Annotated in this window: 22 protein-coding genes; 7 read left to right on the top strand and 15 right to left on the bottom strand. The window is 59.3% G+C overall.

Translation table 11 applies throughout. The features are described from left to right. Positions 1-15: 15 nt before the first annotated feature. The 9 genes from ACR3EQ_RS22780 to ACR3EQ_RS22740 form a co-directional block, all read right to left on the bottom strand. A complete protein-coding gene (locus tag ACR3EQ_RS22780) occupies positions 16-1,296 on the bottom strand; it encodes an ABC transporter substrate-binding protein (protein ID WP_480492217.1) in 1,281 nt (426 codons plus the stop codon). A 96-nt stretch (positions 1,297-1,392) separates the two neighbouring features. Next, a complete protein-coding gene (locus ACR3EQ_RS22775; RefSeq protein WP_480492215.1) occupies positions 1,393-1,803 on the bottom strand; it encodes a Rid family hydrolase in 411 nt (136 codons plus the stop codon). After that, positions 1,800-2,981: a malate dehydrogenase gene (locus tag ACR3EQ_RS22770; protein ID WP_170611733.1), complete on the bottom strand. Its 1,182-nt coding sequence runs from the start codon at positions 2,979-2,981 to the stop codon at positions 1,800-1,802. Before ACR3EQ_RS22770 ends, ACR3EQ_RS22775 begins: the two co-directional genes overlap by 4 nt. Further along, positions 2,981-3,604 carry a BMC domain-containing protein gene (locus ACR3EQ_RS22765; protein WP_170611731.1) on the bottom strand — a complete coding sequence of 208 codons (624 nt, stop codon included), beginning with the start codon at positions 3,602-3,604 and terminating at the stop codon, positions 2,981-2,983. Before ACR3EQ_RS22765 ends, ACR3EQ_RS22770 begins: the two co-directional genes overlap by 1 nt. Next, a complete protein-coding gene (locus ACR3EQ_RS22760; protein ID WP_480492212.1) occupies positions 3,601-4,980 on the bottom strand; it encodes an aldehyde dehydrogenase family protein in 1,380 nt (459 codons plus the stop codon). The genes ACR3EQ_RS22765 and ACR3EQ_RS22760 overlap by 4 nt, the downstream gene beginning before the upstream one ends. Continuing rightward, a complete protein-coding gene (locus tag ACR3EQ_RS22755) occupies positions 4,980-6,164 on the bottom strand; it encodes a hypothetical protein (protein WP_480492210.1) in 1,185 nt (394 codons plus the stop codon). Before ACR3EQ_RS22755 ends, ACR3EQ_RS22760 begins: the two co-directional genes overlap by 1 nt. Before the next feature lie 23 nt (positions 6,165-6,187). Then, positions 6,188-6,496, bottom strand: coding sequence for a BMC domain-containing protein (locus ACR3EQ_RS22750; protein WP_117869464.1), 309 nt, complete (start codon positions 6,494-6,496; stop codon positions 6,188-6,190). Between the two features lie 41 nt (positions 6,497-6,537). Further along, a complete protein-coding gene (locus ACR3EQ_RS22745) occupies positions 6,538-6,804 on the bottom strand; it encodes a EutN/CcmL family microcompartment protein (protein ID WP_170611725.1) in 267 nt (88 codons plus the stop codon). Then, a complete protein-coding gene (locus ACR3EQ_RS22740; RefSeq protein ID WP_480492208.1) occupies positions 6,804-8,096 on the bottom strand; it encodes a glutamine synthetase family protein in 1,293 nt (430 codons plus the stop codon). The genes ACR3EQ_RS22745 and ACR3EQ_RS22740 overlap by 1 nt, the downstream gene beginning before the upstream one ends. 92 nt (positions 8,097-8,188) lie before the next feature. On the opposite strand from ACR3EQ_RS22740, the gene ACR3EQ_RS22735 reads away from it, so the two are divergent. Then, positions 8,189-9,328, top strand: coding sequence for an FAD-dependent oxidoreductase (locus tag ACR3EQ_RS22735; protein WP_170611721.1), 1,140 nt, complete (start codon positions 8,189-8,191; stop codon positions 9,326-9,328). Here ACR3EQ_RS22735 and ACR3EQ_RS22730 read toward each other — a convergent pair. The 5 genes from ACR3EQ_RS22730 to ACR3EQ_RS22710 form a co-directional block, all read right to left on the bottom strand. Beyond that, a complete protein-coding gene (locus ACR3EQ_RS22730) occupies positions 9,325-9,675 on the bottom strand; it encodes a hypothetical protein (protein WP_170611719.1) in 351 nt (116 codons plus the stop codon). The two genes, ACR3EQ_RS22735 and ACR3EQ_RS22730, sit on opposite strands and share 4 nt — an antisense overlap. An 84-nt stretch (positions 9,676-9,759) precedes the next feature. Beyond that, the gene (locus ACR3EQ_RS22725; protein WP_170619625.1) at positions 9,760-10,464 is read right to left on the bottom strand and encodes a type 1 glutamine amidotransferase; all 705 of its coding nucleotides are present in this window, start codon (positions 10,462-10,464) and stop codon (positions 9,760-9,762) included. After that, positions 10,461-11,885 carry an FMN-binding glutamate synthase family protein gene (locus tag ACR3EQ_RS22720; RefSeq protein WP_170611716.1) on the bottom strand — a complete coding sequence of 475 codons (1,425 nt, stop codon included), beginning with the start codon at positions 11,883-11,885 and terminating at the stop codon, positions 10,461-10,463. Before ACR3EQ_RS22720 ends, ACR3EQ_RS22725 begins: the two co-directional genes overlap by 4 nt. Further along, positions 11,870-12,583, bottom strand: coding sequence for a GltB/FmdC/FwdC-like GXGXG domain-containing protein (locus tag ACR3EQ_RS22715; protein ID WP_170611714.1), 714 nt, complete (start codon positions 12,581-12,583; stop codon positions 11,870-11,872). The genes ACR3EQ_RS22720 and ACR3EQ_RS22715 overlap by 16 nt, the downstream gene beginning before the upstream one ends. After that, positions 12,580-13,524, bottom strand: coding sequence for a class II glutamine amidotransferase domain-containing protein (locus ACR3EQ_RS22710; RefSeq protein WP_170611712.1), 945 nt, complete (start codon positions 13,522-13,524; stop codon positions 12,580-12,582). Before ACR3EQ_RS22710 ends, ACR3EQ_RS22715 begins: the two co-directional genes overlap by 4 nt. 128 nt (positions 13,525-13,652) lie before the next feature. On the opposite strand from ACR3EQ_RS22710, the gene ACR3EQ_RS22705 reads away from it, so the two are divergent. Next, positions 13,653-14,318 (top strand): GntR family transcriptional regulator, encoded by a 666-nt coding sequence (locus ACR3EQ_RS22705; protein ID WP_170611710.1) that lies wholly within the window; start codon positions 13,653-13,655, stop codon positions 14,316-14,318. Between the two features lie 21 nt (positions 14,319-14,339). Here ACR3EQ_RS22705 and ACR3EQ_RS22700 read toward each other — a convergent pair whose 3' ends face one another. Next, positions 14,340-15,149: a DeoR/GlpR family DNA-binding transcription regulator gene (locus ACR3EQ_RS22700; protein WP_480492206.1), complete on the bottom strand. Its 810-nt coding sequence runs from the start codon at positions 15,147-15,149 to the stop codon at positions 14,340-14,342. Positions 15,150-15,327: 178 nt separating this feature from the next. Here ACR3EQ_RS22700 and ACR3EQ_RS22695 point away from each other — a divergent pair, with 178 nt between their 5' ends. From ACR3EQ_RS22695 to ACR3EQ_RS22675, 5 genes are all read left to right on the top strand, one after another. Continuing rightward, the gene (locus ACR3EQ_RS22695) at positions 15,328-16,275 is read left to right on the top strand and encodes an ABC transporter substrate-binding protein (protein WP_480492204.1); all 948 of its coding nucleotides are present in this window, start codon (positions 15,328-15,330) and stop codon (positions 16,273-16,275) included. A gap of 78 nt (positions 16,276-16,353) precedes the next feature. Next, on the top strand, positions 16,354-17,376 hold the full coding sequence (locus ACR3EQ_RS22690; protein ID WP_480492202.1) for a quaternary amine ABC transporter ATP-binding protein: 1,023 nt from the start codon (positions 16,354-16,356) through the stop codon (positions 17,374-17,376). Then, positions 17,373-19,364, top strand: coding sequence for an ABC transporter permease (locus ACR3EQ_RS22685; protein ID WP_480492201.1), 1,992 nt, complete (start codon positions 17,373-17,375; stop codon positions 19,362-19,364). Before ACR3EQ_RS22690 ends, ACR3EQ_RS22685 begins: the two co-directional genes overlap by 4 nt. A 1-nt stretch (position 19,365) precedes the next feature. After that, positions 19,366-20,247 (top strand): phosphotransferase, encoded by an 882-nt coding sequence (locus ACR3EQ_RS22680; RefSeq protein WP_480492199.1) that lies wholly within the window; start codon positions 19,366-19,368, stop codon positions 20,245-20,247. A gap of 8 nt (positions 20,248-20,255) precedes the next feature. Continuing rightward, on the top strand, positions 20,256-22,700 hold the full coding sequence (locus ACR3EQ_RS22675) for a GcvT family protein (RefSeq protein WP_480492197.1): 2,445 nt from the start codon (positions 20,256-20,258) through the stop codon (positions 22,698-22,700). Positions 22,701-22,754 lie beyond the last annotated feature (54 nt).

The raw sequence follows: 22,754 nt of genomic DNA, 5'->3' as shown, positions 1-22,754 counted from the left end.
ATGTGGACGACAGGATCAGTTTTTGACCCAGCTTGGCAGGGTAAACTCGCCCGTCGCGTATTTCTCTGGGTACACAACAGCGGCGGTTCCGTCCTCGTACCACTGCACGACAACCATGGACGGTGCGGCGTCATCAAACGGCTCTGACAGATCAAAGCGGATATTGTGCGGATAGGTACGGCCGGTCACGGGTTCGACCTCATCATCGCCCCAGAAGGCATAGCGCAACCACAGTTGACCATCCATCTCCAGGACCAGATCCTGCTTCTTCATCGCATCGGCCCAGCCTTCGACATTGTCGAAACCGCCAGCCTCTTCGGCAGCAGCCATGGCCTGCTTAAGACCGTGATAGGCGTTGAACCCGTTGAAATGCGGCAGCAGCGGGCGGCTGTCATACTTGGCCTGATAGGTGTCGACAAAAGCCTGGCTTGCCGGATCCAGCCTGAACCCAACCGAAGGGATCGGGGACAGGGTCGAAATGCCGCCGCCGGCGCCGCCCGTGTCTTCCCAATACTCCATTCCCAGCGCGGATACGTTGACGCCCGTCATCGCCATCGGCACTTGCAATTTCACATATTGCGACGACACAACCTGAGAGTTAACGGACGAAACCTGATAGATGAAGTCGGCCCCTGTATCCTGCGCACGGCTGAAGATCGGCGCGAAATCGACAGTGGCCACATCATACGTAATGATATCCTTGACCTCGATCCCGGCGACCGGTGCAAGCGCTTCGGTCACAAGTCCGGTGATCGCTTCGCCAAAGGCGGTGTCCTCGGCCAGAATGACAACGGAATCCCAGCCCATCTTTTCCTTCAGGACATCCGCGCCGAAATTGATGTAAAGCGTGGCCAACGCCTCGTCCGAGGCGATGTTCATGAAATAGGGCGCCATGCCCTCGGGATCTTCGACCACCATGTCGATGATGCCGATATAGGATGTCCAGGTGTCCAGCGTCGGAATGCGGTATTCCTGCATCCGGGGCAGCCAGCCAAGCGACACATCGTCGATCGAGCCCGATATGATGAAATCAACCTCTTCGGTCTCGGCCAGGTATTCATAAGCGCGCACGCCTTCGGTCGGATCCTGCCCGGTATCGGCAGAGACCAGTGTGATCTGCTCGCCCATCACGCCGCCATTGGCGTTAAGCTCCTCAATCGCGACTTCTGCCCCGCGAAAGGTCGACAGCCCGGTGTCCGAGGAAAGCGACCCAATAAACCCAACCTTAATTTCTGCTCCGGCCGTCGAGGCCATGAGCGCGATGCATGTTCCGCTAAGTAGCGCTGTCTTGATCATCAGTTTTGCTCCCTGTGTCTCATTATGCCGTTCTTGTATTCTGTATACAGTACACAAGAAGATGGATCGATCAAATCCTTTCTTGAAAACTCATGTTCAGAATCCGCCGATTTTACCGCTTTCATCGTGGATCACGGCGTCCACATCGATTTCCACCATCAGACCGGGTTGGGTCAGGCCTGCCTGAACAGCGGTCAGAACCGGATCGATACCCTTGAAAAACTCTCCGTGCACACGCGCGAATTCACCCGCTTTTGACAGATCGGTCAGGTATGCGCGCACCCGGCCCACATGGCGCAACTCTGCCCCGACAGCCTTAAGCGCGTCTTCGGTACGGGACAGGATATACCGTGTTTGCGCGCCCACATCGCCCGGCGCATGAATACGCCCTGTTGGTTCAATCGCGGTCGTCCCTGCGACCCAGACAAATGGTCCGATCCGCTTTGCGCGGGAATACGATGCGACCTCTTCAAACCGCCCGCCGAACTTCCACGACCGAAGGGTCACAGACCCAGCCTCAGCCGGATCGCATCAGCTGCTTCTTGCAGCCCTGCCTGTTCCTGGTCCGTCAGGCGCAGTTCCTCGACCTCGACCAGTCCACTGGCGCCAAGATGTGCGGGCACGCCCAGCACCACGCCATCAATTCCATATTCGCCCTGCAACATCACAGACACCGGAACCGGACCGGACCGAGCGCCCCTGATGTGATCGATCAGTTCAATCGAGGCATGGGCCGGGGCAATCGTCGCCGAACCGGATTTCTTGAGCGCGACGACCTGCCCGCCGCCTGTGATCGCGTCCTGTACGCATGCTTCAATTTGATCCGGTGACAGAAAGACCTCAAGCGCCCGCCCCTTGATCCGGGCGCGGCTGGGGATCGGCGCCATTTCGTCACCGTGACTGCCAAGGGTAAAGGCCTCGACATCAGCGGGAGAGACCCCCGCGGCCAAGGCAAGTGCGTTGCGGAACCGGCTGCTGTCCAGTGTTCCCGCCATGCCCAGAACCTGTTCGCGCGCGAAGCCTGTGGCCCGCAGCATCTCGACCGTCATTTCATCCAGAGGATTTGTTACGACAATCACGATGGCGTTTGGTGCGGCTGAACGGATCGCTTCTGCCGACTGGCGCATCACACGCGCGTTCACATCTATCAGGTCAGCACGGGTCATGCCCGGGCGGCGTGCGCGCCCGGCGGTTACGACGACCACCTCGGCACCTGCCACCAGATCCAGAGATTCCCCTCCGACGCATCGGACACGGGCACCAGTGATGCCGGATGTGTGATTGAGGTCCAGCGCTGTCGAAGCTGCCAGACCCGGAGCAATGTCGATCAGGGCGATTTCATCCGCGATATCCGCCATCGCTGCCAGATGTGCGATATTGCCACCAACGCCGCCTGCACCGATCAGCGCCAGCTTGCCCAGCCTGCGGGCCTTGCGCGGTGCCCGCGCAGGCGCAACCCATTTGGGTGAACGACGATAGAGCACGCGGCGCATCGAAACGGCGCCATCTGTACGTGGTGCCTGTGGCCGCTCCAGCGGTCCGTCCACCAGGGTGATGCCGATGCGCTCCGCCGTTTCCCGGGCCAGCGCCGTGACGATGTCGCCGGGCAGAACTTCGAACACGATCCTGCCACTTCGGCGCGCGTCCTCGACTGCGTCCGAGCCTATGACCCGCGAAGCAGCCATCAGCCTGCCTGCCCGTCCACCGCCTCGATGGCGCGGGTTGCCGCTTCGACGGCGGTTTTGACCGAGTTTTCCGACCCCGAGATGAACAGGCGGCCAAACCGGCCCACGGCGCGCACTTCGACGATGTCGATCTCGGCTGCCTTCTCCGCCTCGTTCGCGGCGATCGAGATGTAGGCGGCTGGCGCGCATTCGACGATCCCCAGTGTTTGTCCGGGAACGATGAGGGCGCCCTTGCGCCATTTGTTCAGCAATTGCGCCTGATAAGGTTCAACGCTTGTGATGATCTGAGTCGAACTGATTGCGGGTTTCAGACGGTCCGACATCGAAGCCCCAAGTTCGGCCAGCATCGCATCGCGGGCCGCAGACACCTCGGCATTTGAAGGTGAGCGCAGGATAAAAAACCCGAACTCTCGTTCCACCATCTGCGTTGTTGCCTCTACCGAAGACGCCTTGAGCGCGCGATCAATCAGCGAAAACACCCCGTTGCCCGGTGCAAACTCTCCGATCAGCACTGTGTCCCCGGACAAAGGCACCGAACCCTGCACCGTCGCGCCGTTGTAGGCCGCGAATTTCGGTTGCAGGTTGTCGATCTGCATCAGCGCCCGGATCGTGATCTCGCTCATGCGCCATACTCCTCGTAAATGTCGCGCCAGGGTCTGCTTTCATAAGCGACCCGCTTGATGTTGATGAGATGCAGGGCCGTCACGTTGTCCGACGTGATCGACCCCGACCACGTGCCAGTGCCCAGCATGAAAGACGGCTCCAGATCTGTGGAATAGCCCATGCCACCCATGATCCCCGGCGTGTTGACCAGCACACGTCCCGTGGGTACGGTGGCAAACCGGGCGACAACCTCGGGGTCGTCCGAATGGATGACCGAAGAATGTCCCCAACCTTCGAACCGCGCGATGGACTGCGCCAGTTCGATGCCGTGGTCGGTGGATTTCGCCTCGTAGAAAGCCAGCACCGGGTTCAGTTTTTCCGCCGATAGCGGGCGTTGCCAACCCACTTCGGTTTCTTCAGAGACCAGACAACGGATGCGCGGCGGAATCGAGAAACCGGCGGCATCGGCCAGGGCCTGCGGGCTTTGCCCGACCCTATCGGGGTCCATTGCCCGCGCACCCTTGAAAATCACTTTCGCCAGTCGATCCGCCTCGGCCGGGGTGCAGAAATAAGCTCCCTTCAGCTTGAGTTCATGCCGCAGGTCACGGGATATTTCCGGGTCGGCCACCACGGCCTGTTCGCTAACACAGGCAGTGCCGTAGTCAAAGCTTTTCGATGTGACGATCATTTCGGCCACTTCCGCCAGATCGCGCGCCTTCGATTTGTGCACATAACACGGCACGTTGCCCGCCCCGACCGCCAATGTCGGCTTGCCGCTGGAATAGGCGGCCTTGACCATAGCCGGGCCACCTGTCGCCATAACAACCGACGTACGGCGGTGCTTCATCAACTCGGCCGTGCCCTGAATGGTCACTGCATCCAGGCATTGGATCAGCCCCTTGGGTGCACCCATCTGTTCGGCCACGCGCGCCATGATGCGGACGGTTTCGATTCCGCACCCCACGCCTCGCGGATGGGGTGCGCAGACAATTGCGTTGCCCGCTTTCACTGCTGACAGCACTTTGTAGATGATGGTTGAGGTCGGGTTGGTGACCGGAATAAGGGCCGCCACCACGCCCATCGGTTCCCCAAAGGCCGCGACCTTTGTGGCATCATCCCGCCACAACAGGCCCAAAGTCGTTACATCCCGCAAATAGTCCGCAACTGACAACGCGTTGAAAAGGTTCTTGATCCGTTTGTCCGGGACATTGCCGTATCCGGTTTCCTCGACCGCCAGCCGCCCCAGCCGTTCAGCCTCGGGTTCAATGGCGCGGGCCATGGCGTCCACGATGGCATCCACCTGTGCCGGATCGGTCCCAAGAAAGGCCCGGTAAGCTTCGAACGCCGTTTCGGCAGCGCGCCGCGCGGCGGCGATGGATTTCAAATCTGCGTCCATCACGAGGCTCCAGTGGCAATAGTGTCAAAGATACGACGCGCCTGATCGACATCGCCTGCGGTTACTCCGATGGTTTCAAGCCGGCGCCCTGCCGCCGCGACGTCAGCGCCAAGAATACGGTCTGTCATGGTGATCAGACTCTCTGTCAAAGGAACGGGCTGACCGGCCAACCTTGCAGCAGACACCAGCGGGACCAGCGAGCCAAGCACACCGTCACGCATCAGGTGGCGTGCGGCCTGTCGATCCGGCACAGGCCGGGAACCCGACCCCCTTTCAGCCCCGGCAAAGGTGGCGATCCAGTCCGACGTTTCCGGCAGGTTTCGGACTCCAAATGCAGCCGCGACCTGTCTCCGTTCCTCGGCCAATCCTTCGATGACGGCGATCTGATCGGTGCCGATGAGAGAGGCAAAAGTCTGGTTTGCCTGCAGCGGAACGCCCCCCATCGGAACGTCGGGGCCGCCGTTGCCCATTCCCTGCCCCCCAAGGGTCAGGGCAGGTATTTCCACGGACGCGGACAGGTCACGAAATCCGGAAGCCAGGACAGAATCCACCGGGTGAAGGTTCGGCAGAAAGCGGTTCAGAGCTTCAAGGATGTTGTTGCGGCCGCGTGGCAGCGTTGCCGCCGCCATTGGTGCGGCTGTGGACAGGGTCAGCCCAGCACCTTCGGCGCTGAACCAGTAGGGCAAACCCAGAATTTCAACCAGCGTCACATCCGCCCGACACCCCCCGATGCGCAGCATCCAGGCGGCTTCGACACCGCCCAGAGACCGCCCGGGGGCCAGTACCAAAACCTGGCCGTCACTCAGGTGATCAGCCAGAACCATGGCATAGGTACGCTGCTTGTGAACGGGTCCGGTCAGAAAGATCACCTGTGCGTCCCGAACAGCGGCATCCAGTTCCGCTGTTGTTTGCACCGATGGCCCGTCCCGGTTCACCTGATAGGTGCCCACAGGACCGTCACCCCTGATACCAATGCCCGAAGATTGGGTCAGCAGCGAAAGCTCGGCTCCATAGGCCGAAAACAGTGTGACATCGGCCCCTTCAGCCAGACACAGCGCTGCCAAAAGGCGGGCATCCGGTCCGCCGCCCAGCACTGCAAAACGCTCAATGCTGCGCGCGGCAGGGGCGTCGCGGGTGGCGCCCCGCGTCACCGCACGGGTGAAATCCTCAAATCCGGCTGACATAATGTCTCCTTAGCGGCGATGGATCAGGCCGAAGATCCGGCTCCGAGCCCGTCGATAATGGCTTCAAGCTCATCATGCGGGCGCGCGATCACGTGGACCGACACCACTTCACCAACTTTGTTGGCTGCCGTTGCGCCCGCATCTGTTGCGGCTTTGACGGCGCCGACTTCGCCGCGCACAAGGGTTGTCACCAGACCGCCGCCAGCTTTGGTCTGGCCGACAATCGCCACGCTGGCCGCCTTGACCATTGCGTCCGCTGCTTCGATCGCCCCAACAAGACCGCGGGTTTCGATCATGCCCAGGGCCATCTGCCCTGCCACTGGTTTCGCCATTTTTCCTATCCTCCGAAGGCTATTGATTTGTGTGTTGTGTTTCAGCTCGTTGAAACGCGATCGACCACCGCGATAATCGCCAGATCCACCGGAGCGGTGGACAACCCCGCCGCCATTCGTGCGGCCGAGCCTGTCGCGATCAGCACCGTGTCACCCACGCCCGCGCCGCATGTATCCGCTGCAACGCGCGCCGGATCGATCAGATTGCCGTCGCTGTCGATCAGGTCTGTCACCAGTAGTTTCAGACCAACCAATCTGGCGTCCTTTGCTGTTGCCGTAACCGTTCCTGCAACTTTGCCGAGGTGCATCAGAATGTCCTCAGATAGCGGTCAAGCTCGACCTGAGTGACCTGTTGGTTAAAAAACTCCAGCTCGCGTTCGGCCTGCTGCAAGACCAGTTCCCACAGCATCTCGCCCATTACGTCGCGCAGCCACTCGGACCCGCGCGCCAGTTCGATGGCGGTTGGAAGATCGGTCGGAATGGGATCACCAATGCCATCCTCGTATGCGTTGCCGGTTGTGGGGTCTGTTGGGGTCAGTCCTTGCTCGATCCCGTCCAGACCTGCGGCGATTTCGGCGGCGAGCAGAAGATAGGGATTGGCATCCGCACCGGCATCGCGTTTTTCGACACGCACGGCGCTGTCGGATCCTTCGATAATGCGGATACCGACTGTGCGGTTGTCGTATCCCCAGCTCGCGTTGATCGGACAGAAGGTATACGGCTGGCGGCGACGGTAACCATTGACTGTTCCACTACCGCAAATCGCACTTTCGCACATCCGCTTCTGCAGCCCGGCGATGAAAGCCTTACCTGTGTCGTTGATCTTGCCATTTTCGGCAAAAACGTTCTTTCCGTCCTTCCACAGCGAATAGTGTGTGTGAAAGCCGTTGCCGGACTGGTCAAAGAACGGCTTGGGCATGAAGGTGGCCAGATACCCGTGGGCGATGCCCAACTGGCGGATTAGCGACTTGAAAAGAACAACGCGATCTGCAGCAGCCAGCGCTTCGCCATACCGAATGTTCACTTCGATCTGGCCGGCGGCATATTCCGGGTTCGATTGTTCGATCGGAATGCCGCATTCATTGATCTGCTGACGAATGGGCCCAACGATATGCTCCATTCTTGCCGCCCGACCTAATCCATAGACCTGAATTCCGCTGTCACGCGGCTGCCCGGTTTCAGGGTCCAGCAGATAGAATTCCAGTTCGGTGCCGACATTGACCTCGAACCCCATGTCGCGCGCGCGCTCGACCTGACGCACCAGAGCCTGGCGCGGATCGATGGGCACCGGCTTGTGGTCCATACCTTCGGCGCGGCCAAAGCAGACCGCCACGCCCGGCTCCCACGGAACAGCAACCGGTTTGGTCATCGGGAAAACATGCATGTCGGGATAGCCGTTGTCGAAATTGACATAGGGCGTGTCCCAGACATCGCAGGTCATATCGATTGCCATCAAAGCAATCGAGAGCGCATTGCCGCTGTTGCACACATGATCCCAATGGCTGGCCGGAATGCGCTTGCCCCGCATGATGCCGTTCAGATCGCCGACGCCAAGAATGACGGTATGCGTGCCCTCGGGCAGATCAAACCCCGAACTCATTGATGCGCTCTCCCTGTTTTTTAGCTTTATAAATGCTGTATTCTGTATACAGTATTCACAAAGACAACCCAGAAACAAGGAAAATCTACGTCATGTCCAAAAGCTCGGTCATCGTTGTCGGGGGCGGCATCGTCGGCGTCATGACGGCGCTCACACTGCAACGAATGGGCGAGGCGGTGACTTTGATCGATAGGTGGGAACCCGGTCATTCCCGTGCATCTTCAACGGATTACAACCGGGTGATCCGCGCCATATCGGGACGGGATGAGTTTTATACCCGATGGGCGCGCGAAAGCCGCCTGCGCTGGCTCGAGCTGCAGGCCGAAAGCGGACAGAACCTGATGTATGAATGTGGTGCCCTGATTCTGGCCACCGGCGGCCATTGTGACTGGGAAGACGCAACCGCGCAGACTTTCGACAAGGTTGGCGTGCCTTACTACAAGTTCGATCAGCAGGAGATCGAATCGCGGTTCCCTCAGTTTCGGGTGTCCGATATCGAATATGCACTGTTCGAGCCAGAAGCCGGAATGCTGATGGCCCATCGCTGCGTGTTGACCGGACTGGATCTGTTTCGGCGCGCTGGGGGAATCGTGCAGCGGGGACGTGTCACCACGGACGGCTCTGAGCGCCCGATGCTGGACGGCAAACCGCTTGAGGCTGATCTGATCGTCATTGCGACCGGCCCCTGGATGGCGGACATGTTCCCCAAAACAATCAAGCCGATATCAACGGTGGTTGGCGTCAATGTCCTGTACACCTCGACGCCAGATGGGTCCGAGGATTTCGATATGAGCCAAATGCCCTGCTGGATCGATCATGGTCAGGGGTCATTTGGCCTGCCCTCGTCCGAGGGGTCTGGTGTGAAGGCGGCCGTTGTGATCCCCGACAAGATCGACCTGGACAACGACGAACGCCTGATCCGTCAGGAGACACTGGGTCGCACACGCAGCTATATTCGCCACCGTTTGCCTGGGCTGGAAGGCGAGCGTGTCGTGGATTCGAAGTTCAACCAGATCATACTGACACCGGACACTCACTTCATCGTTGACTGGCACCCGGAACATGACAACGTGTTATTTGCCGGGGGATGCTCAGGGCATCTGTTCAAGCATGCTCCTGTGTTTGCTGAATTCGCTGCAGGTGTCGGCATGAAAGATTTTGGCACGGCTGACCGGTTCAGGGTCGCCGGACGCAGAAAACTCAGCCCAAAAGAAAGCCCAAGCGGCCGCTAAACTTCGGACAAGGCGCGGTACAAGCCAGCATTGGGACATTTTTCCTGCGGCAGCCGGGCTCCGGCCCGAATGGCGTCGCGGCATGTTTCCGCCTGCAGGCAATGACCGCACTTTTCGGCAAGCTCCAGGCCAAGGTTGGTGTGCGCGTTCAGGTCATCTTCCGTCAACCCGAACTGCCGAGCCATCGCCAGTATGCGCTCGCGTGCCTGTGGCGCACCCGAGCGCAGCATCGCCAAATCCGCGCGGGAAAGCCCCAGATCTGACAACTCGCGATCATCCACATGTTCCGTGCGGGGCGCGCCAACGATCCGCGCAATGGACTGAAAGAAATCTGAGTAACCGGACATCTGACACCTCCTTTGCCCTGCCTTGTATTCAGTATACATGACAAGCTCACGGGAGAATTGATCAGGATCAAATGGTGCTGGCGGCTATTCGCGCTGCTGAGTCCGATATGTTCCCCGAAACAAGGCTGCAGCCTGCGACGCGGCCAGATCGCCCGGAACATTCGCTGTCCTGAGCGCTGCCAGGCCGGCATCCGCATCCTCTGGCGTCACAATGATGTCGCGACCCCGAATGAACAGGTCGCGCAAATGTTCCGCCGTGTATTCGGGATGAAACTGAACCGACCGGGCAGGAAACTCGTAATCGAGCGCCCCGACAGGACAGTGATCAGCCGAACCCGTAACCCGAGCCGTCGGAGGCACCTTGGTCACCTGATCCTGATGCCAGACATAAGCGTCGGGATTGCCGCCTCCGTAGTCAAAGGCGCGACAGCCAACAATGTTGCCGATCACCGCCTTTTCCGCCTTTCCGCCATAGACATCGGCCATGATCTGATGGCCGAAGCAAATTCCGAAGACAGGTTTGCTCTGGTCCCGACAGTCTTGCAGGAACAAGCGCAGGGGCTGCATCCACTCCGTGTCGTCGTAAACGCCGAACTCGGAACCTCCGACTATGACCCCTTCAAAATCGGACAACGCAGGAAGAGCGACACCATCCACGACATTCGCCACAAAGAACTCTGCTTCCGGCAAATGCGGTTCGATCCACTCGCGGATCTGCTGCGCGGTTCGCGGCAAACCCTCCAGCAGCGGCAGCGGGTGGCTGGTCATCTCAAGCAGGGCGATCCTCACCAGTCGAAAGCCCGGTCTATGCCCGCCATCTTGACCCCGGTGAAGGCCGACGCCTGAAAGCTGAGTGCGCGCAGGTCTTCGGTTTCCAGATTGTGGACCGAGGACTTGCCGCAAGCCTTGGCCAGCGCCGTGATCTCCATCGTCATGGCCGTCAGGTACCGGGCGATACGTTCCGCACCGGCATGGGGGTTCATGCGCGCCTCAAGTTCAGGGTCCTGCGTTGCGACGCCGACCGGACACCGGCCTGTATGGCAATGATGGCATGCACCGGGCGATGTCCCCAAAGCGGTGTAGTCGTCGAGATACCTGGGGCTGTTGCACCCAAGCGCGACCATCGCTGCGTTGCCAATCATCACCGCATCGGCACCCAATGCCAGACACTTGGCTGCATCCACTCCCGAGCGGATACCCCCGGCTGCCACAAGTGAGACCTTGCCGGTCATACCACAATCGTCCAGAGCCTCGCGTGCGGCGCGAATGGCGCTCATGGTCGGAATGCCGGTGTGATTCAGCAGCAATTCGGGGGATGCCCCGGTACCGCCCTCTGCCCCGTCAACAACCACGACATCGGCGCCTGCCTTGGCCGCAACCGCCACGTCGAACCTGGGACGGGTCGCGCCCATTTTGATGAAAATCGGCACCTGATAATTGGTCGCGATCCGCAATTCCTCGATCTTCACCGCCAAATCGTCAGCTCCGAGGAAATCCGGGTGGCGGATGGTCGAACGCTGATCCACCCCTTCGGGCAGTGTCCGCATCTGGCTGACCCGCGGGCTGACCTTCATGCCCAGCAGCAGGCCGCCGGTTCCGGGCTTGGCCCCCTGCCCCACGACGATTTCCAGCGCATCCGCGCGGCGCAGGTGATCCAGATCCACACCATAGCGGGCGGGCGACATCTGGTAGAGAAGGCGTTGGGAGGCTTCGCGCTCCTCCTCCAGCATGCCGCCTTCGCCCGTGCAGGTCATGGTGCCCACTTTCGAGGCCCCATAGCCCAGCGATGCCTTGGCTGACGCCGACAGCGCGCCGAACGACATGGATGCAATGTAGATCGGAATCTTGAGTTCCAGCGGGCGTTCGACCAGGCCGCGCCCACCGCCCAGAACTGTCGTGGTGTCGCAGCTCTCACGATACCCTTCCAACGGCAGACGGGTCATGGTCGCCGGGACGAATGTCAGATCATCAAAGGTCGGCATCCGCTTGTTGAACGTGTTGTAACCGCGAACCTGATAGCGCCCCAGCTGCGCCAGCGCGTGAACCTCGGAAATCGCTTCGGGTGTCCAACGGGTCGATCCGCCTTCATCATACGAGGACGGCACGCCTGCCGGGCGACCCTCGATCGCGCCTGCGTCGCGGAACCGGATTTCTTCCTCTGAGGCGACCTCGAACGGATACTCATAGGGTTTACTCAGATCATGAGCCATGCGCTTGCATCCCTGCTTTCAAAATACCAAAGACGTTGACCGGACACCATTTTTCTCCAGTTCCGTGAACTGTCGACAAGCCCGAGCGGGTCAAGAATGGCGTCGACCTCGGCGACTTCCTCGGCCGTCGGTTCAAGTACATCGACATCGACGCCAAGGCTATCGACCTCGCCCGCCACCCAAACCTCTCCTTGCCACAGGGCATCGGCACAGGACTCGCCCGCTCCGCCCAAGGCAATGATCCGCCCGGAATGCGCCATGAAACCGGATTGATACCCGATTTTGCCTTCGACCACGATATTTCCGCCCTTCATGGCAACGCCGACGCGGGGCCCGGCGTCCCCTTTGACATGGATCGTGCCGCCAATCATTGCGGCCCCACAGGACATGCCCGCATAGCCGCCAACGGTTATGTGGCCCTTGGCCATTCCCTCGCCCACGGCCCAGCCGCAGTTGCGTTCGATCGTGATGTTTGCTCCGGTGTTCAATCCACCGCAGTAATAGCCAACGGACCCTTCGAACGTGATGTCCACATTGTCCGGCAAACCTACACCCAGATTATGCCGCGACAACGTATCGACCACCCGGATGGGACGCCCTGTGGCACACGCTGCCATGATGTCCTGATTCACTTCGCGAATATGCCGTTTCCCGACTTCGATGACGATCTCATCCATCTGCCTTGCTACCTCGCTCATGCCGCCAGGCTCCGGTTTCCGACACCCCAGATACCTGTCAGCGACGGGCCGTCGTAATTGATCACGTCGCATTCCTCGGTCATCACCCGACGCACCGCCTGCTCCTCGGTCGCGGCGGCAAGATCGCCGTTGCGGTTGACGACGACCAGCGGCTTCATGGCGAAGCGATCCTTGGCAAAGCCAATCCCGTTCGGCGTTGCGATCATATATGTGAAAACCCCGTCGATCGAGGTGATCGACTTCTTCAGCGCCTGCTCCATCGTCAGGCCTGCCTTCATCTGGTCACTGACCCAGACCGCAATCAGTTCGCTGTCATTTTCGGTCAGAAAGCGATAGCCCATCCGGGTCAGCCTGTCGCGCCACGTGAAATAGTCCGTGATCTGCCCGTTGTGGACAATCGCCACATCCGAGAAAGGCCGTGCCCAGAACGGGTGCGAAGCGTTCGGCAGAACCGAACTTTCGGTGGCCAGCCGCGCATGCCCCAGACCATGGGTCCCGACCATGTCGCGCACACCGTGTTTCTCGGACACGGCCTCTGCTCCGCCGATATCCTTGATGATCTCGAGGCTGCGTCCGCAGGACTGAATTTCGATACGGTCGGTCAATTCATCCGCATCAAGGACCCAAGCCTGCAAATCCGCAGGGTCCGAGATTTCCATCCGAAAGCAATAGTGCTGATTTTCATCCGTCAGAATTTTTGGGTCGGATAGGAACCCCGAGCCGTGTTCTTTCAATACCGCCTCAAACGCATCCAGATCCGAACTTTGCCGGGATTTTTTGAACCCCATGCCCCGCAGAACGTATCCGGCTTCCCGTGGCGGTCCATAGATTGCAAACCCGGTGCTGTCCGCGCCGCGATGTTCCTGCGCGTCCATCAGGTCTACCAGGTCCGCCCCGACCTTACCGGGCGCGGCCAGAATCCTTCCAGCGATTCCACACATGAAGAGCTCCCTGTTCATTCGCGTCTGTATACTGTATACAGTACACGAACAATAGCAAGCCCAATCGCCTTGGCACCGGTTGCTTTTTTGAATACAGAATTCACAAAATGCGGAAAGAGAGGCTCCGAGTGGCTCTGAAAGAAATTAAAACTCAACGCAGAAGACTGGCTGACGAGGTTTACGATCAGCTGGTCGAGGCCATCATGAGCCGCGAGATTTCAGCAGAAGACCGGCTGGTGCAAGAAAAGCTGGCGACCGAACTGAATATCAGCCGTACACCGGTCCGTGAAGCATTAATGCGGCTGGAAACCGAAGGGGTATTGGAAGTTGCCGCCAGCGGCGGCTTCCGTCTGGCGCGCATGGATCAGGCCGAGGTCAGGCAGTTGTATCAGGCGCGTGCAGCCATCGAAGGGCAAGCAGCGCGCATTCTGGCGGTTCACGCGGAACCCGAAGTACTGGACCGGCTACGAGAATTGATTCGCCGCGAAGAGGATTTGATCAACGGCTCGACCCGGGACTACTTCATTGCAAACCGGCGGATTCACCGTGCCTTCATGATTGAAGCGGGCAACAAATTCCTGCTGGATATGTTCGACATGATCTGGGGCAAGGCAATGGCCTTTCACCTGTTTTCCGCGATTGAAAACGTGGATATTTCGAAATCGCTGGGGGACCATCTGACGCTTGTCGATGCCATCGCAACGGGCGATGCAACCGAAGCGCTCGAGACATTCACCGCGCATATTCAGGCCGGCTTCGATCTGCAGATCGAGGGCCTGAAGGAAGCCAAATAGGGCTGCGTCACGGGCACAAGCTTAATCGGGAACGACAAGATCAATTTCGTTCAGCGCGAGCATTGAACGAATCTCCTGTGACGGCTGGGTGTCTGTGAAGAACAGATCGATTTTGCCTGATGCTTCCAAAGTGACCGGTGCGCGTTTGCCCAGTTTCTCTCCATCTGCCACCACCACGCGAACTTGTGCCCGGTCAATCGCAATACGGGCCAGGTTGGCCTCTTGCAGATCGTGCAGCATAAAGCCCAGATCCGCGTTGACCGCACCTGCCGACAGTACCGCAAACCTGACGTTCAGCCGCTTGATCAGGTCCTGAGCCTCCACACCAAACGCGCCGCCATCGTGGGGGCGCAACTCGCCACCGGCCATGAAAACCCTGTTGTTGTTTCTTGAGGCCAGTTCATTGGCGACGAAAACGGAATTGGTGACGATAAACAGACCCTTATGATCCCTGAGAGCCCTTGCGACATAGGCTGTGGTCGATCCGATATCAAGAAACACGGAATCCCCCTCGCTGATGATCTTCGCAACGGCCTTGGCCAGTTTTTCCTTGGCGTCGACCTTTTTGTCCAGACGGCTTTCCAGCGTTGGTTCCAGGATGTCTTCGACCAGATGAACACCGCCATGGACCTTTCGCACGATACTGCGCTCTTCCAGATTGCGAACATTGCGTCTGATGGTTTCCAACGTGACGCCCAGTTGATTGGCCAGAAAGCTTACCCGGCACGATCCGCCGGCTTGAAACAGCTCTCGCAGGATCTCTTCTTCGCGTTGATTGGTCGTCTTTAGGTTCATGTTCTCGGGCATTGGATATCGATCTTGAGGTGGCATTCAGGCATATCACAACACCCACAGAAAGCAACGCTACACGAAAAATCAACGGTTTGAGCGGCGTGATTTGAGTATTTATGTGGCTTTACGTGGTTTTTATTGACACAAAACCCCACGATATGGTCGTCTAGAGAGAATACCACCGATTCACCAGAAAAAACCACGACAGGGAGATGGTATGATGAAACGCAATCTGGGACTCTGTGCACTTGCCTTGGTAGCTGCCGGCGTGACCTCGGCGGCATGGGCCGCAGAGTCGACCGACCCGATAAAACTGACACTGCACGACTGGTCCGGTCAGCTAATCAACACCAAGATCATGGGCTCGATCCTGCAAGAGGCGGGATACAACGTCGAATACGTTCAGGCGGACTACATCGCACAATTCGCAGGCCTGAAGACGGGCGACCTGCATCTGGCGATGGAAATCTGGGAAACCACCGGACGCGAGGCTCTGGACGAGGCGACCGCCACCGGCAATGTCGTCAATGTCGGCGAAACCGGCCTGATGGCGATCGAGGAATGGTGGTATCCGTCCTACATGAAAGACCGCTGCCCGGGTCTGCCCAACTGGGAAGCGCTGAAAGACTGTGCCGAAGAATTCGCAACGGCCGAGACTTCACCAAACGGGCGCTACGTTGGCGGCCCTGTAACCTGGGGCGGATTTGACGAAGAGCGTGTCGAGGCGCTGGAGCTTGAGTTTGAAGTTGTCCATGCTGGAACCGATGCGGCCTTGTTTGCAGAACTGGAATCCGCCTATCAGCGGGAAGACCCGATCATGCTGTGGGTTTACGTACCCCATTGGGCGCCCGCGAAATATGACGGCGAGTTCGTGGAGTTTCCGCCTTTCTCGGCCGAATGCTACAGCGATCCGTCGGTCGGTGTGAACCCGAGCCTGGCCTACGACTGCGGCAAGCCGCGTGGTCCGATCTGGAAAGCGGCCTGGTCCGGTTTGCAGGAAAAATGGCCCGGGGCTTATGACATCATCGAGGCCTACAATATCAACAACGATGAAATGAGCGCGATGGTCGGAAAGGCCGATCTGGAAGGCGTGGAAATCGATACGGTTGTTGCGGATTGGATGGATACTAACAAGGACCGCTGGTCCGGCTGGATCTCCAAGTAATCCGCCTTTTGCCGGAGCGGGCAAGCTCCCTCTCCCCACCCGTTCCGGCCTTTTCCATTCTCTGACTGGACACACCAGATGACCCCCAAGACAAAATTGTCCTGCCGTAATGTATGGAAACTGTACGGTCCAAATGCGGAATCGCTGCTGCGGCAACACCCGAACCCATCGGCGGATGAGATTCGCAACGCAGGCGTCATCGGGGCGGTGCGCAACGCCAACATCGAAATCACCGAGGGAGAGATTTTCGTCATCATGGGCCTGTCCGGATCGGGCAAGTCGACTTTGGTGCGTTGCCTGTCACGGCTGATCGAACCAACGGGCGGAGAAGTTCTGTTCGATGACACCGATCTGCTGCGCGCCAACGAGAAAGAGTTGATAGAAATCCGCCGCCATAAGATGGGCATGGTATTCCAGCACTTTGCCCTGTTGCCGCATCTGACCGTTCTGCAAAACGTCATGTTCCCATTGACCATTCAGGCTAAACCAAAAGCCGAGGCAACGGCCAAGGCCCGCGACGTAGTGGAACTGGTGGGTTTGAAAGGACGCGAGGACTACTACCCGCGCGAACTGTCTGGCGGACAGCAACAGCGCGTCGGAATCGCCCGCTCGCTGGTGACGGAACCCGACCTGTGGTTTCTGGACGAGCCCTTCTCGGCCCTGGATCCGTTGATCCGGCGCGAGATGCAGGATGAATTCCTGCGTCTGCAGGAACGTCTGCACAAGACCATCGTCTTTATCACACACGACTTCGAAGAAGCCGTCCGCCTGGCCGACCGCATCGCCATCATGAAAGATGGCCAAGTGATCCAGATCGCCACCCCGGAAGAGCTGGTGATGCATCCCGCCACCGACTACGTGGCCGAATTCACCCGCCATATTCCCCGCTCAAAAGTGCTGACCGTCGGCGGCGTCATGATCGCGGGGGCCAGTGGCGATGGCGATCCCATACCGCAATCAACCCGTGTGTCAGACGTGGCAGAACGGATCATTGCATCGGACACCCCAATCCCGATTTCGGATGAAAACGGCCAGATTGTTGGCGCGATAGATCGCAAGGCCGTGGCGCGTGTGCTGTTCGGCGGCGGAGATGCGGCATGATCCGCCTGAACCGCAGCCAGATTGTCATCCTGACGCTTGTTCTGGTAACGATCCTGCTGGGCTGGTTCGGACGCGATCTGGGCAAGGTGATGGATGCCCGCTGGTTGACGAAATTTCCTTCGGCATGGGTGATCCCGTTCAAAACCTACATTTCCTCTGCCATGACCTGGCTGATTGAGGACGCGGCCATCGGGCCGGTTTCGTTCACCGATATCACACGTGCCATCGCCTGGCTGGTTGAACAGCCTTACAACTTTGTTCTGGCGCTGCTTGCCAATGGGTTCGTCAGCGGTTTGGGCAATGACGCTCAGGTCATTTTGCCCGCCATCAGCTGGATCGTGGTGATCACCGCAGTGATCGCGTTGGGCCAGTATTGCCGCGACGGGGCACTGGCCGCGTTGGTTGGTAGCTGTTTCATCTACCTTGCGGTCTTTGGCCAATGGGACAGCGCAATGGTCACATTGGCTTCGGTTCTGATTGCAGTTCCGATCGGCGCGGGCGGAGGGTTGCTGACCGGCATCATCGCCTATCGCAACCCGACCTTCGAACGCATCATCTCGCCCATTCTGGATCTGATGCAGACGATCCCGATCTTCGCCTATCTGGTGCCGATCCTGTTCATGTTCGGCTTTGGCCCGATCTCGGCTCTGGTCGCGACGATCATCTACGCCACGCCTCCGATGGTTCGGATCACGACGCTGGCACTGAAAGCCGTTGACCCCGAGATTCAGGACTTTGGCCGCATGGCGGGCACGACACAGCGGCAGCTAATGTGGCGCGTTCTGGTGCCCTCGGCCAGTCACAGCCTGATGGTGGGTGTCAATCAGGTGATCATGCTGACGCTGAACATGGTCATCATCGCCTCGATGATCGGGGCCGGAGGGCTGGGGTTCGACGTCCTCGCCGCGCTGCGCCGTCTGGACATAGGCACAGGGTTCGAAGCTGGCATCGCCATCGTTGTTTTGGCCATCGCGGTGGACCGGCTGAGCCAGGCTTTTGCCGAACGGATGGGGCAGGTGCATCATGAGGCGCCGGGCTCGTGGGTCGCCCGCCATCGGCGGACAGTTCTCGTGCTGATCCTGCTGGTCGTTACATGGGTTCTGGGCCAGTTTTCACCCCTGCTGCTGGAATATCCCGAAAGCCAGACGATCACCACGGGTGCCTTCTGGGACAACACTGTCGAATACCTGAACGTCAACTATTTCGACACGTTCGAGGCGATCAAGGTCTTTTTCCTGACCTGGTTCATGATCCCGATCAAGACGGTTCTGCTGGGCATCCCATGGCCCTGGGCCATTGCCATGCTGACGTTGCTGGGCTGGCACGCAGGCGGCTGGCGATTGGCGCTGCTGTGCGGCGGCATGGCCTCGCTGATCCTTGTGTCGGGTCTGTGGTCGAAGGCAATGGTGACGGTTTACCTCTGCGGGGCATCAGTCATTCTGGCAACCCTGATCGGAGTGCCTCTGGGCGTGCTGGCGGCCCTGAACAAACGCGCCGGAACGGTGATCAATCTGCTGATCGACACGCTGCAAACTCTGCCCAGCTTTGTCTATCTGATCCCGGTGGTCATGCTGTTTCGGGTCGGCGACTTCACCGCACTGATCGCCATCGTGCTTTACGCATTGGCCCCAGCAGTGCGCTATGCCGCGCACGGTGTGCGTTCGGTCAGCGAAGACCTGATCGAGGCCGGGCTGGTTTCTGGCTGTACCCGCACGCAACTGCTGCGCCATATCCGCCTGCCGATGGCCCTGCCCGAAATCCTGCTGGGCATCAACCAGACGATCATGCTGGCTCTGTCGATGCTGGTCATTACAGCGCTCGTCGGCACCCGCGATCTGGGGCAAGAGGTCTATATCGCACTGACCAAGGCCGACACCGGTCGGGGTCTGGTGGCTGGTCTGTCGATTGCCTTCATCGCCATCATTGCGGACAGGCTGATCAATGCAGGTGCCCGGCAGGCCCGTATCCGCTTTGGACTGGAGAGCTAACATGAGCCATTCCGATCTGATGACCCGCATCCGCGATCTGCCGATCTGGCAAGGAAATATTGAGGCAACGCCTCTGACCGGCGGCATCACCAACATAAACTACAAGATCACCGACGACAGCGGTTCCTACGTGGTGCGTGTCGGAGACGATATCCCCCTGCATCAGGTGATGCGGTTCAACGAACTGGCGGCCAACAGGGCGGCCCATGCGGCTGGGCTTTCGCCTGCCGTGGTCCACGCCTCGGGCGACCTGACGGTATTGGAGTTCGTCGAAAGCCGTACCTTGTCCGAAGAGGACATTCGCCACCCCGACACGCTGCCGCGTGTTCTGGACCTGGTGAAAGCCTGCCATATCGAGATCCCCAAGCATCTGCGCGGCCCGTCGCTGGTGTTCTGGGTCTTCCACGTCATCCGCGACTACGCCGCTACACTCAAGGAACGAGGAAGCACCCATTCGGCTTTGCTCCCTGATCTGGTGGAAATCAGTGATGGCCTCGAAGCCGAGGCGGGACCATATGACATGGTTTTTGGCCACAACGATCTGCTCTGCGGCAACTTTCTGGACGACGGTGCCCGCCTCTGGTTGATCGATTTCGACTATGCCGGGTTTAACTCGCCGCTCTTTGACTTGGGCGGGCTGGCTTCGAACAACGGCCTTTCGCCCGAACAGGAAGACTGGGTGCTGGAGACATATTTTGAAACCCCCGTCACTGGCGATCTGCGCCATCGCTACACGGCCATGAAATGCGCCTCGCTGCTGCGCGAAACGATGTGGAGCATGGTGTCCGAAATCACTTCGGATATCGACTTCGACTACGCAGCTTACACAGCCGAAAACCTCGCGCGGTTCCGCGCGGCTCTGACAGACTTCAAAAACACCTGAGGACAGACATGACCGACCTTCCGAAAACAGCCAAAGCCGTCATCATCGGCGGCGGGATCATCGGCTGCTCGACCGCGTATCACCTGGCCAAGCTGGGCTGGACAGATACGGTACTGCTGGAGCGCAAGAAACTGACCTCGGGTACGACATTTCACGCGGCGGGATTGGTGGGCCAGCTTCGATCGAACGCCAATATCACGCAGTTGCTGGGCTACTCGGTCGATCTGTACAACAAGATCGAAGAGGAAACCGGGCTCGGCACCGGTTGGAAGATGAACGGTGGCCTGCGGCTGGCCTGTAACGAAGAACGTTGGACCGAGGTTAAACGCCAGGCCACAACGGCGCATTCCTTCGGTCTGGACATGCAGCTTTTGACTCCTTCCGAAGCGCAGGACCTGTGGCCGCTGATGGACGTCTCTGACGTGATCGGCGCGGCGTATCTGCCGACGGATGGTCAGGCGAACCCGTCAGACATCACTCAGGCGCTGGCCAAGGGCGCACGCATGGCCGGAGCGAAGATATTCGAGGACACCAAGGTCACCGATATCGAATTCGAAGATGGCAAGATCCGCGCGTTGATCACCGAACATGGCCGGATCGAATGCGAAAAGGTGATCTGCTGTGCCGGTCAGTGGACCCGTACATTTTCGGGACGTTTTGGCGTCAACGTGCCCCTGGTGCCGATGGAGCATCAATATATGGTGACGGAACCCTTTGACGTGCCTTCCAACCTGCCGACCCTGCGCGACCCGGACCGACTGACATACTACAAGGAAGAGGTCGGCGGGCTGGTCATGGGAGGGTACGAGCCAAACCCGATCCCCTGGGCAACCAAAGGCATCCCGCAGGGCTTCCACTACACGCTGCTCGACAGCAACTTCGATCATTTCGAACAACTGATGGAGCTGGCCCTTGGCCGTGTTCCCGCTTTGGAGAATGCGGGTGTCAAAACGCTGACCAACGGGCCTGAAAGCTTCACGCCCGACGGCAATTTCATCATCGGTGAAGCGCCAGAGTTGCGCAACTTCTTCGTCGGTGCGGGTTTCAACGCCTTCGGCATCGCAGCTGGTGGTGGGGCGGGCATGGCGCTGGCCGAATGGGTCCACAAGGGCGAGCCGCCTTTCGATTTGTGGTCCGCCGACATCCGCCGCTTTGGCCGCCCGCATTTCGACACCGACTGGGTGCGCACCCGCACGGTCGAGGCATACGGCAAGCACTACACGATGGGCTGGCCGCATGAAGAACACGACTCGGGGCGGCCCTGCCGCAAATCTCCGCTCTATGAAACGCTAAAAGATCAGGGCGCGTGCTTTGGTGAGAAACTGGGCTGGGAACGCCCGAACTGGTACGCCGATGCCTCGCTGGGTGAAACAGCCAAAGATGAGTACAGCTTCGGCCGTCAGAACTGGTTCAGTGCCGTGGGCCGCGAACACAAAGCCGCGCGCGAGGCGGCAGTGCTGTTCGACCAGACCTCTTTCGCCAAATTCGCCCTTAAGGGTCCGGATGCGCTGGTCGCTATGAACTGGATCTGCGCCAATGACGTGGACAAGCCCGTGGGCGCGCTGACCTATACGCAGATGTTGAACGACAAGGGCGGGATCGAGTGCGACCTGACCGTGGGCCGCGTCGCGCATGATGAGTTTTACATCGTCACCGGCACCGGCTTTGCCACCCATGATTTCGACTGGATCAGCCGCAATATCCCCGAAGGTCTCAACTGTCAGCTTTTTGATATCACCTCATCCAATGCCGTGCTGTCGCTGATGGGCCCGAAAGCGCGCGATATTCTGGCGAAGGTCACGCGCGATGACGTTTCGAACGACCGCTTCAAGTTCGGCACGATCCGCACAATCGGCATCGCCGGGTGCCCGGTCAAGGCACTGCGCGTGACCTATGTAGGCGAGCTTGGCTGGGAACTGCACCTGCCGGTGGAATATGCCCAGACGGTTTATTCCGCCCTGATGGCTGCGGGCCAGCCGCACGGTCTGGTGAACGCAGGCTATCGGGCGATTGAATCGCTGCGGCTCGAAAAAGGGTATCGCGCCTGGGGTGCGGAAATCGGCCCTGACCACACGCCATTCGAAAGCGGGCTGGGCTGGGCGGTGAAGCTGCGCAAGAACGTCGACTTCAAAGGCCGGTCTGCGTCGGAAAAACAAAGGGCCGAAGGCGTCAAAAAGATGCTGGCCTGTTTCACCGTCGACCCGGATGTTATTCTGCTGGGCCGCGAGACGATCTATCGCGACGGCAAGCGCGTCGGCTGGCTGACCTCGGGTGGCCATGGCTTCACCGTGGGCAAATCCATCGGTTACGGCTATGTCCGCAACCCCGAGGGGGTCGACCCGGGATTTGTAACATCCGGCAGGTACGAGCTGGAGGTCGCTACCCAACGCGTTCCCTGCGAAGTCACTTTGCAGCCGCTGTACGATCCGAAAATGGAACGTGTCAAAGCATAAAAGCGACGATACCGGAAGGTTAAGACCTTGTGGTACCGGTAACGTAACAACAGA

The sequence above is a fragment of the Ruegeria sp. AN11 genome (genome assembly GCF_056536005.1).
This window is presented reverse-complemented; position numbering and strand designations above follow the sequence as displayed.

What these genes read in the sequence shown, in the direction of transcription:
- ACR3EQ_RS22780 (WP_480492217.1), bottom strand. Translation starts at nt 1,296, where the DNA reads ATGATCAAGACAGCGCTACTTAGCGGAACATGCATCGCGCTCATGGCC.
- ACR3EQ_RS22770 (WP_170611733.1), bottom strand. Translation starts at nt 2,981, where the DNA reads ATGGCTGCTTCGCGGGTCATAGGCTCGGACGCAGTCGAGGACGCGCGC.
- ACR3EQ_RS22765 (WP_170611731.1), bottom strand. Translation starts at nt 3,604, where the DNA reads ATGAGCGAGATCACGATCCGGGCGCTGATGCAGATCGACAACCTGCAA.
- ACR3EQ_RS22760 (WP_480492212.1), bottom strand. Translation starts at nt 4,980, where the DNA reads ATGGACGCAGATTTGAAATCCATCGCCGCCGCGCGGCGCGCTGCCGAA.
- ACR3EQ_RS22755 (WP_480492210.1), bottom strand. Translation starts at nt 6,164, where the DNA reads ATGTCAGCCGGATTTGAGGATTTCACCCGTGCGGTGACGCGGGGCGCC.
- ACR3EQ_RS22750 (WP_117869464.1), bottom strand. Translation starts at nt 6,496, where the DNA reads ATGGCGAAACCAGTGGCAGGGCAGATGGCCCTGGGCATGATCGAAACC.
- ACR3EQ_RS22745 (WP_170611725.1), bottom strand. Translation starts at nt 6,804, where the DNA reads ATGCACCTCGGCAAAGTTGCAGGAACGGTTACGGCAACAGCAAAGGAC.
- ACR3EQ_RS22740 (WP_480492208.1), bottom strand. Translation starts at nt 8,096, where the DNA reads ATGAGTTCGGGGTTTGATCTGCCCGAGGGCACGCATACCGTCATTCTT.
- ACR3EQ_RS22735 (WP_170611721.1), top strand. Translation starts at nt 8,189, where the DNA reads ATGTCCAAAAGCTCGGTCATCGTTGTCGGGGGCGGCATCGTCGGCGTC.
- ACR3EQ_RS22730 (WP_170611719.1), bottom strand. Translation starts at nt 9,675, where the DNA reads ATGTCCGGTTACTCAGATTTCTTTCAGTCCATTGCGCGGATCGTTGGC.
- ACR3EQ_RS22720 (WP_170611716.1), bottom strand. Translation starts at nt 11,885, where the DNA reads ATGGCTCATGATCTGAGTAAACCCTATGAGTATCCGTTCGAGGTCGCC.
- ACR3EQ_RS22715 (WP_170611714.1), bottom strand. Translation starts at nt 12,583, where the DNA reads ATGAGCGAGGTAGCAAGGCAGATGGATGAGATCGTCATCGAAGTCGGG.
- ACR3EQ_RS22710 (WP_170611712.1), bottom strand. Translation starts at nt 13,524, where the DNA reads ATGTGTGGAATCGCTGGAAGGATTCTGGCCGCGCCCGGTAAGGTCGGG.
- ACR3EQ_RS22700 (WP_480492206.1), bottom strand. Translation starts at nt 15,149, where the DNA reads ATGCCACCTCAAGATCGATATCCAATGCCCGAGAACATGAACCTAAAG.
- ACR3EQ_RS22695 (WP_480492204.1), top strand. Translation starts at nt 15,328, where the DNA reads ATGATGAAACGCAATCTGGGACTCTGTGCACTTGCCTTGGTAGCTGCC.
- ACR3EQ_RS22690 (WP_480492202.1), top strand. Translation starts at nt 16,354, where the DNA reads ATGACCCCCAAGACAAAATTGTCCTGCCGTAATGTATGGAAACTGTAC.
- ACR3EQ_RS22685 (WP_480492201.1), top strand. Translation starts at nt 17,373, where the DNA reads ATGATCCGCCTGAACCGCAGCCAGATTGTCATCCTGACGCTTGTTCTG.
- ACR3EQ_RS22680 (WP_480492199.1), top strand. Translation starts at nt 19,366, where the DNA reads ATGAGCCATTCCGATCTGATGACCCGCATCCGCGATCTGCCGATCTGG.
- ACR3EQ_RS22675 (WP_480492197.1), top strand. Translation starts at nt 20,256, where the DNA reads ATGACCGACCTTCCGAAAACAGCCAAAGCCGTCATCATCGGCGGCGGG.